We start from the raw sequence: 13,681 nt of genomic DNA, 5'->3' as shown, positions 1-13,681 counted from the left end.
TAAAATTTTAAGATCGCAAAATGCGATCTTGTAAGGGGAATGGGAGTAAAAATCGGTAAATGCCTATCTTATGACATATCACCGGGGAATATCCGATCATGCGTCATATGATGAATCTAGAATCGGTGATCACCTACGAGGGAACACATGATATTCACTTGCTGATTTTAGGACAGGAGGATTACTGGGATACCGGCTTTTGTATGAGTTTTTTAACCACTGAGAGCACGGAGGGTAACGCGAAGGGCGCAAGTGGGGATTTTATCAGCTAATCAGTAGTTGATATATGAATTATACACGCCTCCAGTAATTCATACACGCCCAATAATATCAATCAACCTATAAAAAGGCTAAAAATTGCAACTAATTGTCAACCATAATTGATTTGTACACCAACGATTAAAATGGACATTCAAAAACATTGGCCGGAAATAAGAAACCATTTCAACAGAAGTTTTAGGACAAATTTTCATGTCTCATTGGGTTCAGTTGACAAGGAGAATAATCCTACAGTAACGCCAATTGGCTCCTTATTCCTAAACAGTAATATGACAGGATTTTACTTTGAAAAATTCCCTACAAAACTTCCGGAAAACAGTGAGAACAATAAAAATATTTGCGTGCTAGGTGTAAACAGCAGCACCTTATTTTGGTTGACTTCATTATTCAAAGGACAATTCAACAGTTATCCCGCCATTAAACTTTACGGACACCTTGGAGAAAAAAGAAAGGCTACGGACATTGAAATAAAAAGGCTAAACTCCAGGATGAGGATTACAAAATGGCTTAAAGGGAATGATTATCTATGGGGCAAGATGGAATTTGTACGAGAAATAACATTTACAAAAGGTGAGAAAATCAATTTGGGTAAAATGACTGAAAATCTCTAGCAATATAAATCCGAACAGTTATCGGTGTACTTCGCACAGTCATATGCCTCCAAACTTACCCAACCATAAAGTTATAGGCTAGATAAAACGAAAAACATAACAAGAATGAATGAACAAATAACAAAGTACATTTCTGAAGCTACAGAAGAACAACGAAAGATTATGGAGGCGATCCGCTTACTCATCCATAAGGAAGTTCCTTCTGTTGAAGAGAACTTTAAGTGGAGTCGACCGGTTTTTTCCACTGATTCAGACTTTGCTTATTTCAAAACCTCAAAATCACATCTGACATTTGGTATTTTTAACTATGAAAAAATAAAAGACCACAAAAATCTTTTAGAAGGAACAGGTAAAGATATGCGTCATATTAAGCTGAAAAGACTGGATGATTTACAGTCGGAAATCATCCAAAATTGGATTCAGCAACTCATTAAATGATAAACACTCACTGAAAATGCCCGATATCACTAACCTGTGCTCTATGCATAAACTCAGTTGGTGTGCACATCGAACCACCGCGCCGTGGTTAAAATACAATTCAAAAGTCCAATGCTTCTATCTGTAAAGAAGGAACTACTCCACCCTACTTTTCAACAGAAACAATTGAACAGGATTCAGAGGATCGTTGCTGAAGATGTAAATATTCCGCTGATCGATTCCCTGTCTTCCTTTGGGGTCAAAGACTACTTTGAGCTCAATGGACTCTCCCGGATCAAGGGAGGTTTTAGGTAGCTCAAGCTTTAGACATTCACAATTCCCTTGGATTTTCTTGATCTCCAGCACTTGCTTCCCTCTATTGCTCAGTACTACATATTCGACTTGAATTGTACTTGCCTTGATGGTTTTTAGGTCAATCTCTTTCGTACCAATTACCAGCTGGGGAACTAGATTCAAGTTTTCCTTGGAAAAAGGTGCATAATATTCAAACACATCCGCCAACACATCCAAGTCAATATAGGTGGTACTGTCTTGCCAGTTGAGAGAAATTTTGTCCTCGAAGTATCCCAAATCGCCTTTCATATTTCCATCATAGAAAACCTGAAGTAGCCCACGGTCATTGGGCAGTATAACATCTGAAAGTTGGTTCACACGAATGTATTCAGGTCCGGTATACATCAAACTGTCTTTGTGGAAAATCTTCTCTCCGAAATTATACACCTCCACTTGCTTCAATTTGGGCTCATTGGTCAGGACTTCTCCCACATTGATTTTAGAAAGCCTAAATCCCAAATCCCCCTTCCGCGTTCTATATGTTCCCTCAGGGTCACTCGCTCTTGGAATCGCATTTCCTTCAATGTAAAGCGTATCCTGAGCTCCCAAGAGGTTGCCTTTCACGACAATCATTCTGGAGAAATACCCCGCACTTGAAGATGGGTCAAAAGAAACCAGCAATGACCCGCTTTCTCCTACTACCAAGGTGTCCTTGGTATAATCAACTGTTGTACATCCACAGTCTGTCCAGACTTTTTCTATAAAGAAAAGTGAATCCTGTGTGTGCGTAAACTGAAATTCTGCCATCTGCGATCCCTGTTCTTCGAGGACCGTTCCCAAATCCACCTTGTTCACTGCCCAGATCAATTTGGGAGTGATAGTATCTTGAGCTACTGCAAGTTGGGAGAAAAAACTAAGGATTAAGAGGATATAAAAGGTCTTTTCAATTCTAATCATGCCCGCAATTAACGCATAATTTCAAACGTATTATAGGCTGATTTACTTAATTTGCAGCAAAATCAGACCAATGGCAAGAGTACTAACAGGCATTCAAAGTAGTGGCAGACCACACATGGGAAATATTCTCGGTGCGATCGTACCTGCGATCGAATTGATCAACGAGAACAAAGAAGAGTCTTTCATTTTTATTGCGGATCTACACTCCCTCACTACCTCCAAAGACGGTGAGCTCCGCAAGCAAAACACGCTTGCAGTGGCTGCTGCTTGGCTGGCCTTTGGCTTGGACATATCCCGTACTACCTTTTACCGTCAATCCAGAAGACCGGAAGTAACAGAACTCGCCTGGTATCTAAACTGCTTCACTCCTTTTCCCATGCTGGCAAATGCTCACAGCTTCAAGGATAAAGCCGAAAAACTATCGGATGTAAATGCCGGTCTGTTTACCTACCCGGTATTGATGGCTGCGGATATTTTGCTGTATTCAGCGGATTTGGTTCCTGTAGGAAAGGACCAGATGCAGCATCTTGAGATGACCCGGGATATCGCTTCCACATTCAACAGAATAGTGGGTGAAGATATCCTGACTATTCCCGAAGCCAGGATCGATGAGGTAGTAAAGACAATTCCGGGAACGGACGGACAGAAAATGAGCAAGTCGTACAATAACTTTATCGATATTTTCCTTCCCGAAAAAGCCCTTAAGAAAAATGTCAACAGCATTGTGACGGATAGCAAGGAATTGGAAGAGCCAAAAGATCCCGATACGGATAATGTATTTAAGCTATATAGCCTGATAGCTACGGAGGAACAAACTCAGCAAATGAGAGCTAACTATGAAGGTGGCAACTATGGCTACGGGCATGCCAAAAAGGAATTGCTGGAGCTGATTTTGAACAAATACAGAAAAGAGCGCGAGCTATTTGACTTCTACATGAGCCATCCGGAAGAAATCGAAATTAAACTGGCTGCGGGGGAAGAAAAAGCCAAAGCTGTAGGGGCTGAGATTTTGGATAAGGTAAGAGCGAAGTTGGGGTTTAGGTAAGATTTAACTATTTCTCGCTACGACGCAGCGACGTTACGTTTGGAGAAAATAAGCTCTTCGGGTCCCGATATCGAGATGCAATCCCGAAGTCCTTTTAAAGGATTAGTAATCTGAATAAAATGGCTCCCTCTAAATGAAGGAGCCATTTTTGATTAAATCATATCCTGAAATATTCACCGAAGCCTAAATAAATCCCTGCGGAATACTTTGCGCCCTCAGCGGCTTCGCGGTAAAACATACAAGAGAAAACCTCCGAGGTCTATAAGACACCAAAGGTTAAACAAACTCCTTGAAAATCACCGTGGCGTTATGTCCTCCAAAGCCAAAGGTATTGCTCAGGGCAACTTTTACTTTTTTCTCAATAGCATTCTTAGTCACTATTTGAACTCCTTTTGGAATTGCCGGGTCTAAGTTTTCGGTATTGATGGTAGGCGGCACTACGCCTTCATTGATTGCCTTGACGCAGAAGATTGCCTCTATTGCTCCTGCCGCTCCCAGCAAATGCCCCGTCATGGACTTGGTGGATGAAATATGCAGTTTATCATAGGTCCCATTCAGCAGTCTTGACACAGCCTTGATCTCACTTAGATCTCCCGTGGGTGTAGAAGTAGCATGGGCATTCAGATAGTCTACGTCCTGAATACTCAAGCCGGCTTCTTCCAAGGCAAACTTCATGCAGGTATAAGCTCCCTCACCTTCCGGGTGAGTGGCCGTCAAATGATAGGCATCGGCTGTCATCGCTGCTCCAACCACTTCCCCATAGATCTTTGCACCGCGTTTCTTGGCATGCTCATATTCTTCCAAGATCAAAGCCGCAGCACCCTCTCCCATTACAAACCCATCTCTATCTGCATCAAAGGGTCTTGAAGCGGCTGTAGGATTTTCATTTCTGGTAGAAAGTGCTTTCAGCGCATTGAACCCTCCCATGGAAGCTTCTGTAATCGGTGCATCCGAACCACCCGTGATGATCACTTTGGCTTTACCCCACTTGATGTAATTGAACGCATCCATGATCGCACTGTTGGAAGATGCACAGGCCGTCACCGGAGTATAATTGATTCCCATAAAGCCGTACTTCATCGAAATCACTCCTGAAGCCATATTTACCAAGTATTTTGGAATGAAAAAAGGATTAAACCGGGGAGTTAGGTCATTTCCCACAAACTCTTTCATCTCTTTTTCAAAGGTATTCATACCACCCTGACTTGTACCCCAGATCACACCGGCATCAAATGGTGAAGCTAGTTGGGAAACGTCTAAGCCTGAATCTTCCATTGCTTCCGAAGCCGCATACAGACCGTATTGAGTATAGAGATCACCCCGTTTAATCTCATTTCTATCGAGTTTCAGCGTAGGGTCAAAATTCTTGATTTCGCTGGCAAATCGGGTTTTAAATTTTTCAGCATTAAAATAGGTGATTGGACCTGCACCGCTTATGCTTTCCTTGGCATTTCTCCAGTTGGTCTTCACATCATTGCCAAGAGCAGAAAGCGCCCCCAAGCCCGTAATAACTACTCTTCTTGAATTCATTGGTTAAATTTTAATTTATTAGGCATAATTCGAAAGACCAAATAGGATAAACGGTGATCTTCTTAATTAAATCTATGTTCAGCCCAAGTTCATTAGCCTTGCTAATAGAAACCTGTATTTATCATCAGCTTTAAGCTTCAACTTGGATCAGCAGTGAAAAACAGAAAAACCCGGCTACTCGCCAGGTCTTTCAAATTAGTTAGATCATAAAACTAGATTTATGATTTTATAACCTATCATCATATTGATACTAAAGTCTAGATACTCAATACTAATATCTTGATACTTACTACTATCTACTTCTCCACAGATCCTTAAGCTGCCTACCATTGATCAGCATAACGAAGCGTGCGGGATTGGGAATCAATACGATTCGTACATCTTGCTTGTCAAATTGCTCTGACTCTATAGGCACACCCTGCAGACCGGAGACCTCATAGCTTACAACACCGTTAGCATCGGGAAGAAGCGGTTTGTAAGCATTGGCGATATAGGCTGTAGGCAGAAGAATATCAGTATCGGACTGTAACTTATCCTGAATTTTCTCAATTTCAGTTTCAAGCCTATCCTCATAGTTTTCATTAAAATCATCCTCCAAGTCATGAAGCTCTTCTTCCAGATCATCATAGTTTTCGTCACTGTAGTCCATTGCGGCCAGTTGATTTCTTTTTTCTACTATTTCGGTAAGCTCTTTGTCCAGCGTATCCCAATTCATTCTGTTCATTTTTTGATTTGAAATGCAAAGATGGGGAATCCCTTTTTTTATGAAGAACTATTTCAAAGAAATTAACTCACCAAAAGGATTTTTCCGTTTCTTCCCGGCTTGTTATAAGCCTCGATTGCTGCCTTCACTTCTGTCAGCGGAAACTTTTCTGCTACCTCAGCCTTAGCATCATCTTGCATCAGAAAGGACTGCGTTTCTTTATAAAGCTCCGCTCTATCCCCATCACTTATCCGCTGCAGAATACTGCTCAGCCAAAACCCTTCTATCTTCACTTCTTTGAAAATCATCATCCCAGTATTGAGCGGTAAATTCTGCATACTCAACATCCCGAATACGTACATCGTCCCAAATTTCTTGATGCATGACAATGCTTCGGCTCCCAGTTCTCCTCCCACAGCATCAAATACTACCGAGACTCCTTCTCCCACATTTTCTCTGATTACATTTTTCAACTCTTCTTTCTCAGTATTGATCACCAAATCCGCTCCAAGATTAGCCAATCGCTTCTTCTGCTCATCGTGACGGACAGTACAGGCTACTTTGATCCCCTTATTTTTGGCTACCTGGATTGCAAATTTCCCAAAAGCTGAAGCCCCGGCAGTGATCAAAAGCCATTCTCCTGCTTTCAATCCGGATTTATTGACCATCGCCACCGCTGTCACAGGATTGACAAAGGCCTGACAGGCCACTTCAAATGACATACCTTCCGGCATAGGAATGACCTGTTTGACAGGAAGCACGATAAACTCCCTCCAAGTACCCATATTAGTTCCCTGAGCTGTAAACATCACTCTGGTTCCAACTGGAAATGTCCCCTCAGCATCGGCCTTACTCACTATTCCTGCTGCTTCAAAACCGGCACTGCTTGGCAAATCAGGCTGTATCCCATACCGCCCTCTAATAAACATCAGATCGGAAGGATTGATATTTCTTGCTTTTACTTCTATCTGAACCTCATGGGCTTTTGGCTCAGGAGCAGGCGCTTCTCTCACCTTCAATACATCCGCAGCCCTACCGGTTTCTTCAAAAATCACTTCTTTCATGTGTTTATAATTGTTTTTCAATGGCCACATGGAATCTCGCCTGGTTTATAATCATCCCTCTCCCGAAGCAAGTTCGGGACAAGTTGTGTGTCGCCTTCGACATGCTCGATTTCATCTGTTTATATTTTGCTTTTAGAGGTCACAAACATTTTATTACTATCCACTGTTGCCCAGTCAGGTGCTGAGTGACAAGCCTCAAAACCAGATCCCTGTTTGTCGAAGACAGGAGTCTTTCTTCCCTCCGAAAAAGAAATTTAAGGTTTTCCCGGCATTAGCGGATATTGATTAGCTTTTTTTAAACTAAGAATAATAGGCATTCGTTCAGGCTTACTCTTTATCTTTCTTTATCTTGAAGGAAGAAAACTAATCTACTTATGGATCTCTCTTCTCTATTCTCCCTCCAAGGAAAAGTCGCACTCATCACCGGGGCCAGTAAAGGAATCGGCTATAGTATCGGTGAAATCTTTGCCGCTGCGGGTGCAAAAGTCGTTCTCTGCAGCAGAAAACAGGAAGCTGTAGATGAAATGGCAAGCAAACTCAGGTCAAAAGGATATGAAGCAATCGGCATTTCCTGTAACGTAGGTAATATGGATGAACTGCCTAATCTGGTCAATAAGACTATAGAAAAATATGGCCAACTGGATATTTTGGTCAATAATGCTGCGACAAGCCCCGTTTTTGGTCCTGTGCATGAGACTAGTTCTGAGGCATTTGACAAAATCATGAACGTAAACCTCAAAGCTCCCTTTGAATTGGCTAAACTTTGTTGGCCTCATCTCAGAAAGTCCGCCAATGCCTCAGTGATCAACATCAGTTCCATAGGTGGAATTTCGCCTGAACATGGATTGGGAATCTACAGTGTAAGCAAGGCTGCATTGATCTCCATGACAAAGGTTTTGGCAAAAGAATGGGGGGAATCTAAAATCAGGGTAAATGTCATCTGTCCCGGCTTGATCGAAACCAAATTCTCTGAACCACTATGGTCAAATGAAAAAATCATGGATATGGTAATGAAAAAACTTGCTATTAAACGGGTGGGAGCAGCAGATGAGATTGGTTCAATGGCTTTGTTCTTAGCTTCCCAGGCATCCTCATACACCACTGGATCTGTTTTTACTGCTGATGGTGGATTCACCATTTAATTCACAGAAGGTCAGATCTTAATGAACATTTATAACATAGGCATTATAGGCGCCGGTAACCTGGGAACCAGAATTGCTTTGCAAGCAGCAATTTCAGGCTATCAGGTGAAGATTTTTGATATTCAGGAAAAAAGCTTGAAAAAGTCTTTGGCCACGATGAATAAATTAATAGCTCAAATGATCCGAGCCGCCCAGTTAAATGAAGAAGCCGGAATCCAAGCCATTGAAAGAATTTCCTTCACCGGAAATCTTGGACAGGCACTTCAGCAAGTTGATCTAGTCAGTGAAAGTGTAACTGAAGATCCCGAAATCAAAATGAAAGTTTGGGAAGAAATAGGCAATTTGGCCGCGGATCACACTATTTTCACGACCAACACCTCTTACCTGCTTCCGTCCCAGTTTGCCGAAGTATCAGGGCGGGGAGAGAAATTCTGCGCATTCCATTTTCATGATGTCTTTCATGCTAGAGTGGTGGACATTATGCCACATGCCGGCACTGCAGTAGAGATAATTGAAATTTTGGAAGACTTCGCAAGGACACTTAACCAAGTTCCTATTCTGGTTAAGAAAGAAAATCCCGGCTACATTTTCAACACCTTACTCATAGCCTGGATCGATGCTGCAGGCAGATTATTGACCGGAGAAATCGCCGAAGTAGAGGCTATAGATAAATCCTGGATGATAAATTTCAATATGCCGGCAGGGCCCTTTGGGATCTTGGACAAGGTAGGGTTGGATACTGCATGGCACATCACCAATTCCAAAAGGAATACAGCTTCGAGAGCTTTTGCAGCACTACTCAAAACTTATGTAGATCAGGGCAAATTAGGCGTCAAATCCAGCGAAGGCTTCTACACCTATCCATATCCCAGCTATAAGCAACCCGACTTCTTAAAGTAGTCCGCTTCAGGCTTTGTCGGGCTTCACCTAGCATCATTTTCTGCTTTGGGATAATAGTCAAAGGGAAGTAGCTCTACAGCCCTACGCTTCCCCATATAGCCTTCCACTCCAATACTCTGAAAATTGGCTGGGTAAAATCTGGGAAACTTCCCACAAAAAAGAAACAAGCCTAAAACAATCCTTTTTAGGATTGAATTAGACTTGTTCGTAACAGTCCAAATAGCTGTGTGAATTACTTTTTCTTGGCAAATCGTCCGCCTTTTTTCTTTGGCTCAGGCTGATTTTCAACAATATGAATAGTCTCTTCGTAAGTCAATGCTTCAGCTTCTTTGTCCTTAGGTATCTTATAATTATTCTTACCCATCTTGATGTAAGGCCCCCATCTTCCATTCAAAATCTGGATTTCAGGATTCTCATCAAAGGATTTGATATGCTTCTTTGCATCCGCTTCACGCTTATCTTTGATCAGTTGGATAGCCTCCTCTTCTGTGACACTTAGCGGATCCATTTCTTTTGGAAGCGAAACAAATGAACCATCGTGTCTCACATATGGACCAAATCTACCAATAGCGGCCACCATTTTTTTATCCTCAAACATCCCGATGTCACGAGGCAACTTGAACAGCTCAAGTGCATCCTCCAGGGTGATATTCTCGATAAACTGTCCTTTTTTCAAGCTGGCAAACTGTTTCTCTTCATCTTCGGCATCACCGATCTGAACCAATGGACCAAACTTACCAAGTCTGGCAATTATTGGCTTGCCGCTCACCGGATGGTTTCCCAGCTCCCGACTTGAATTGATATCCTGTCTGGAAACCTGCTCTGTATCCTCTACATTCTTGTGAAAATCGCCGTAAAAAGAATCCAGCATATCCTGCCAAACCTGTCCTCCTGCCGCGATATCATCAAATTCTTTCTCTACTCTAGCTGTGAAGCTAAAATCAATCACATTCGGAAAATGCTCCACCAGAAAGTCATTTACCACCATTGCGATATTGGTAGGAAATAGCTTCTGTTTCTCAGCTCCCGTATTTTCAGTTTTGGTCGCATCCTTGAATTTTCCCTTGGCAATGATCATTTCTACATAATCCCTAGGCGTGCCATCTCTGGATTCCTTGATCACATATTCACGTCTTTGTATGGTAGAAATAGTAGGTGCATAAGTAGACGGACGTCCGATTCCCAATTCCTCTAACTTCTTCACCAATGAGGCTTCCGTATATCTCGGAGCAGGTCTGGAGAATGTCTCCCGACCTTTCATTTCCTGAAGGCTAAGACTCTGACCTATAATCAAAGGGGGTAAAAGCGCCTTGCCATCGTTGTTATCATCCTCTTCCGGCTCATCATCTGTGTCTTCCAAATATACTTTTAGAAATCCGTCAAACTTGATGATCTCTCCTGTTGCCACCAGATTTTGAGGTTGGTTGGAGATGTCAACTGTGATAATGGTCTTCTCCAACTCCGCATCTGCCATCTGCGACGCGATAGCACGCTTCCAGATCAGCTCATAGAGACGCTGCTCATTGCGTTCCCCCGAACCATGGGTATTGGCAAAGTCTGTAGGACGGATGGCTTCGTGAGCTTCCTGAGCACCTTCTGACTTGGTTGTGAATTTTCTTGATTTATGGTATTTGTCACCGTATGAATCATAAATCGCATTCTTGGCAGAAGCCATTGCATCATCTGATAGATTCACACTGTCTGTTCTCATGTAAGTAATCTTACCGGCTTCATACAGTTTCTGCGCTACAGACATGGTCTGCGCCACCGAGAAATATAGCTTTCTACTTGCCTCCTGCTGAAGCGTAGATGTGGTAAAAGGTGCTGCAGGAGATTTTTTACCGGGCTTTTTCTCTAGGTTAGCAACAGAAAAATCAGCGTCAAGACATTTCTTTAAAAACTCTTCAGCTTCAGCTTTGGTATCAAATTTCTTGGGAAGTTCCGCTTGGAATGTCCTTCCTTCCACCTCAAAAATAGCCGTGATTCTAAAGCTGGACTTCGCTTTATGTTTCTCGATTTCCCGCTCACGATCTACGATAAGACGAACTGCCACAGACTGAACCCTGCCTGCAGAAAGCCCCGTTTTGATTTTTTTCCAAAGTATGGGAGAAAGTTCAAATCCTACCAATCGGTCCAAAATACGTCTTGCTTGCTGGGCATTTACCAGATCTATATCAATTCCTCTCGGATTTTCGATTGCTTTGGTAATTGCGTTTTTGGTGATTTCCCTGAAAACAATTCTTCGGGTATTCTCATCCTTAAGCTTCAGTACTTCTTTCAAATGCCAAGAAATAGCCTCTCCCTCGCGGTCATCATCACTCGCCAGATAGACAGTTTCTGCATCCTTCACCAAAGCTTTGAGATTTTTGATCACATCCTTTTTGTCGGCCGTGACCTCATAGGTGGGATTAAATCTATTTTTAATATCGATCGCTTTATCGCCTTTAGGTAGATCCCGAACGTGACCGTAGCTGGATGCTACCTTATAGTCTTTGCCTAAGTATCCCTCAATGGTTTTGGCTTTGGCAGGTGACTCGACGATAACAAGGTTTTTTGACATAAAAAGCAATATTTCTGGGGGTTCAAGCCCGTTTAGAAAAGCTAAAAATAGATGGCATTGTATTCTCGTCCAAATATTTAAAATTGACTACACCCGATTTGGTGGGATTTTTGATTAAAGTAACAATTACTTTTGAGGTTATAAATCACTTATCATGAAGCAATTGTTTTTACTCAGACACGGAGAAGCAGGTTTTTCCCAAGGTTCGGATTTTCAAAGACAACTCACCAAAAAAGGTCGAGAAAACCTAATGCGAATGGCTGAAGGCTTAATTTCAACCCTAAAATCCGTCGATTTGATGTACTGTTCTTCTTCAGAACGCACCCTGGAAACTGCTGATTTGATAGGGAAACATATCACCGTGAAGGAGAGCATCTTCACGCGGGAGATCTATCAAGGTGACATGGGAGATATGATTGGAATACTGGAAAAAACTTCTCCCTCAGTCGAATCTTGTCTTTTTGTTGGGCATAATCCCACTATTAGTCTGCTCTTGGCCCACATTTCCGCCGAGCATTACCTTGGATTACAGCCGGGGATGATGGCTGTGATAGATTTGGAAATATCGGATTGGAAAATGATCGGCTTTGGCACCGGAAGTTTAAAAGAGATAATTCAATAAATACAAATAACATCCCGACGGCTCAACATCCATAAAAACCACTTTTCCAATTTCTGTCAAAAAAATCTGTTGACAGATCAAATTATAACCCCTACTTATTCTATATTTGAAAAATAATTAGGAGACAATACAGAAAGTCAAACCACAAATCCAAACTTTCACATTTTTCCTAATTAGAAACTCCTCTCCTTATTCGGATCTTACCTCCGGAGCCTAGCCCAAAATATTCAAGTGAATCCATTGCCATGGAACCAAAATTTGATTTTAAATCAAATGGCTAAATTGTTGAGTACCCTTTATAGAATATAACTACCCAAATTAAGATTACCCCGATTAAAGTTTCCCAATGACAAACTCAGCTTGCAGCTGAGAAATACAAGTTACTTTATTCACCAAGTGTCTGATTTTAGATGCAGCTTCAAAGAATTCAATGAAGGATAAACAGCCTTCAAAATTTCGCAGGAAGTAGAATTAGATGTATCAAAAAAGAGGCTGTCTCATGATCATGTTTTCTTGTCATGCTGAGCGAAGTCGAAGCCTTTTATGTGCTAATTAAGCCCATTTCGACTTCGTTCAATGTGACAATTATGAGTTTTGAGACAGCCTCTTATGGTTTAGAAATCCGTTGACTTCCCATCCAAATCAAGCTTTTTGATCCAGATATTTCTGTAAAACACATCGTGTCCTTCAGCCTGCAACTTTAATCCGCCGGGAGTATCTGTAATTCCTTTTCCTCCGTCATTTCCACCATCTAAGCCAGAGTTTGGACCACCCCATACCTGTTGTATCTCCTTGTCCTCATGGATTTTCACACCATTCAGATAGACTGTTGCTCTAGGCTTGGCTACCAGCTGGCCATTTTCAAAACGTGCCGCTTTAAACTCAATATCATAAGCATTCCACTTACCCAGGCCATAGTATTCTTTGGAAGTAGGGATATGTTCATTGATCAGTGCAGCCATACCATGATCACCGTAATCTCCGTCCAGGATCTGGATCTCATATCTGTTTTGCAAGTAAACACCGGAGTTGCCTCCTTCATCTTTTATAAAAAACTCAACATGGGCCCGAAAATCCCTGAACTTGTCTTTGGTGACAACATCTGCCGCACCATACAAACCTCCCGCTGCCGCCGGATCATTACTGCTGATTGCCTTTCCCCCATCGACAGGATCTGTTACCTCAGGCCATTTGATAGGCATTTCCGCTGCAAATCTCGGTCCTTCCCAATACACCCAATTTTTCTCTAAGGATTTCTTTGAGCCATCCAGATACAGTTTAGCTCCCTTCTCAGGCTTTGCCCCCACTCCTGTTTGGGCATGCAAAACAGTAAATGCCAAGCCAAGAGCCAAGCTGAGCGAAAGTTTTCGAATAATTCCGGTGTTCATAAATTTTGCGATTAGGTTATTTTTTTTGAAATAAATTTAAGACAATGTTCAATTGTTGAATTTGGTTAATTTTAGACAAAATCAAACTTTTTATGCCATGAAATCGAGCATAACGGAAAGTGTCAACCAGTGGATTATCAAATATGCGAGACAGGTAGTGACCGCTAAA

The 13,681-nt window shown here is 41.9% G+C and carries 12 protein-coding genes and 1 pseudogene; 7 read left to right on the top strand and 6 right to left on the bottom strand.

The genetic code is table 11. The features are described 5' to 3' along the window. Window positions 1-77: 77 nt before the first annotated feature. The 3 genes and pseudogenes from J2X69_RS24875 to J2X69_RS20505 form a co-directional block, all read left to right on the top strand. Window positions 78-207, top strand: a pseudogene (locus tag J2X69_RS24875) (acyl-CoA dehydrogenase); the annotation flags it as partial. A gap of 197 nt (window positions 208-404) precedes the next feature. Then, a complete protein-coding gene (locus J2X69_RS20510) occupies window positions 405-890 on the top strand; it encodes a hypothetical protein (protein WP_310107564.1) in 486 nt (161 codons plus the stop codon). Window positions 891-995: 105 nt separating this feature from the next. Further along, window positions 996-1,328: a DUF1801 domain-containing protein gene (locus J2X69_RS20505; protein ID WP_310107562.1), complete on the top strand. Its 333-nt coding sequence runs from the start codon at window positions 996-998 to the stop codon at window positions 1,326-1,328. Window positions 1,329-1,463: 135 nt separating this feature from the next. On the opposite strand, the gene J2X69_RS20500 is transcribed toward J2X69_RS20505, so the two are convergent. After that, window positions 1,464-2,558 (bottom strand): DUF1573 domain-containing protein, encoded by a 1,095-nt coding sequence (locus J2X69_RS20500; RefSeq protein ID WP_310107560.1) that lies wholly within the window; start codon window positions 2,556-2,558, stop codon window positions 1,464-1,466. 70 nt (window positions 2,559-2,628) lie between these two features. Between J2X69_RS20500 and trpS the strand changes: the two genes are divergently transcribed. Then, window positions 2,629-3,603, top strand: a complete 975-nt coding sequence (trpS, locus tag J2X69_RS20495; RefSeq protein WP_310107558.1) for a tryptophan--tRNA ligase — start codon at window positions 2,629-2,631, stop codon at window positions 3,601-3,603. Window positions 3,604-3,879: 276 nt separating this feature from the next. Here the strand turns inward: trpS and fabF are convergent, their stop codons facing one another. The 3 genes from fabF to J2X69_RS20480 all read right to left on the bottom strand — a co-directional run bounded on the left by fabF (window position 3,880) and on the right by J2X69_RS20480 (window position 6,900). Next, the gene (gene fabF / locus J2X69_RS20490) at window positions 3,880-5,133 is read right to left on the bottom strand and encodes a beta-ketoacyl-ACP synthase II (RefSeq protein WP_310107555.1); all 1,254 of its coding nucleotides are present in this window, start codon (window positions 5,131-5,133) and stop codon (window positions 3,880-3,882) included. Between the two features lie 292 nt (window positions 5,134-5,425). After that, window positions 5,426-5,848 (bottom strand): hypothetical protein, encoded by a 423-nt coding sequence (locus J2X69_RS20485; RefSeq protein WP_310107652.1) that lies wholly within the window; start codon window positions 5,846-5,848, stop codon window positions 5,426-5,428. A gap of 71 nt (window positions 5,849-5,919) precedes the next feature. After that, entirely contained in the window at window positions 5,920-6,900 is a 981-nt protein-coding gene (locus tag J2X69_RS20480) for a zinc-dependent alcohol dehydrogenase family protein (protein ID WP_310107553.1), read from the bottom strand. Window positions 6,901-7,274: 374 nt separating this feature from the next. On the opposite strand from J2X69_RS20480, the gene J2X69_RS20475 reads away from it, so the two are divergent. Further along, window positions 7,275-8,042 (top strand): glucose 1-dehydrogenase, encoded by a 768-nt coding sequence (locus J2X69_RS20475; RefSeq protein ID WP_310107551.1) that lies wholly within the window; start codon window positions 7,275-7,277, stop codon window positions 8,040-8,042. 21 nt (window positions 8,043-8,063) lie between these two features. Continuing rightward, window positions 8,064-8,942, top strand: coding sequence for a 3-hydroxyacyl-CoA dehydrogenase (locus tag J2X69_RS20470; protein WP_310107549.1), 879 nt, complete (start codon window positions 8,064-8,066; stop codon window positions 8,940-8,942). Window positions 8,943-9,174: 232 nt separating this feature from the next. Here J2X69_RS20470 and topA read toward each other — a convergent pair whose 3' ends face one another. After that, the gene (topA, locus tag J2X69_RS20465; RefSeq protein ID WP_310107547.1) at window positions 9,175-11,502 is read right to left on the bottom strand and encodes a type I DNA topoisomerase; all 2,328 of its coding nucleotides are present in this window, start codon (window positions 11,500-11,502) and stop codon (window positions 9,175-9,177) included. Window positions 11,503-11,656: 154 nt separating this feature from the next. On the opposite strand from topA, the gene J2X69_RS20460 reads away from it, so the two are divergent. Continuing rightward, window positions 11,657-12,124, top strand: a complete 468-nt coding sequence (locus tag J2X69_RS20460; protein WP_310107545.1) for a histidine phosphatase family protein — start codon at window positions 11,657-11,659, stop codon at window positions 12,122-12,124. 614 nt (window positions 12,125-12,738) lie between these two features. On the opposite strand, the gene J2X69_RS20455 is transcribed toward J2X69_RS20460, so the two are convergent. Beyond that, a complete protein-coding gene (locus J2X69_RS20455) occupies window positions 12,739-13,512 on the bottom strand; it encodes a DUF1080 domain-containing protein (RefSeq protein WP_310107543.1) in 774 nt (257 codons plus the stop codon). Window positions 13,513-13,681: the final 169 nt, after the last annotated feature.

The sequence above is a fragment of the Algoriphagus sp. 4150 genome, assembly GCF_031457395.1.
GTDB lineage: Bacteria > Bacteroidota > Bacteroidia > Cytophagales > Cyclobacteriaceae > Algoriphagus.
Note: the sequence above shows the minus strand (reverse complement) of the source record. Positions and strands in the feature narration are given on the sequence as shown.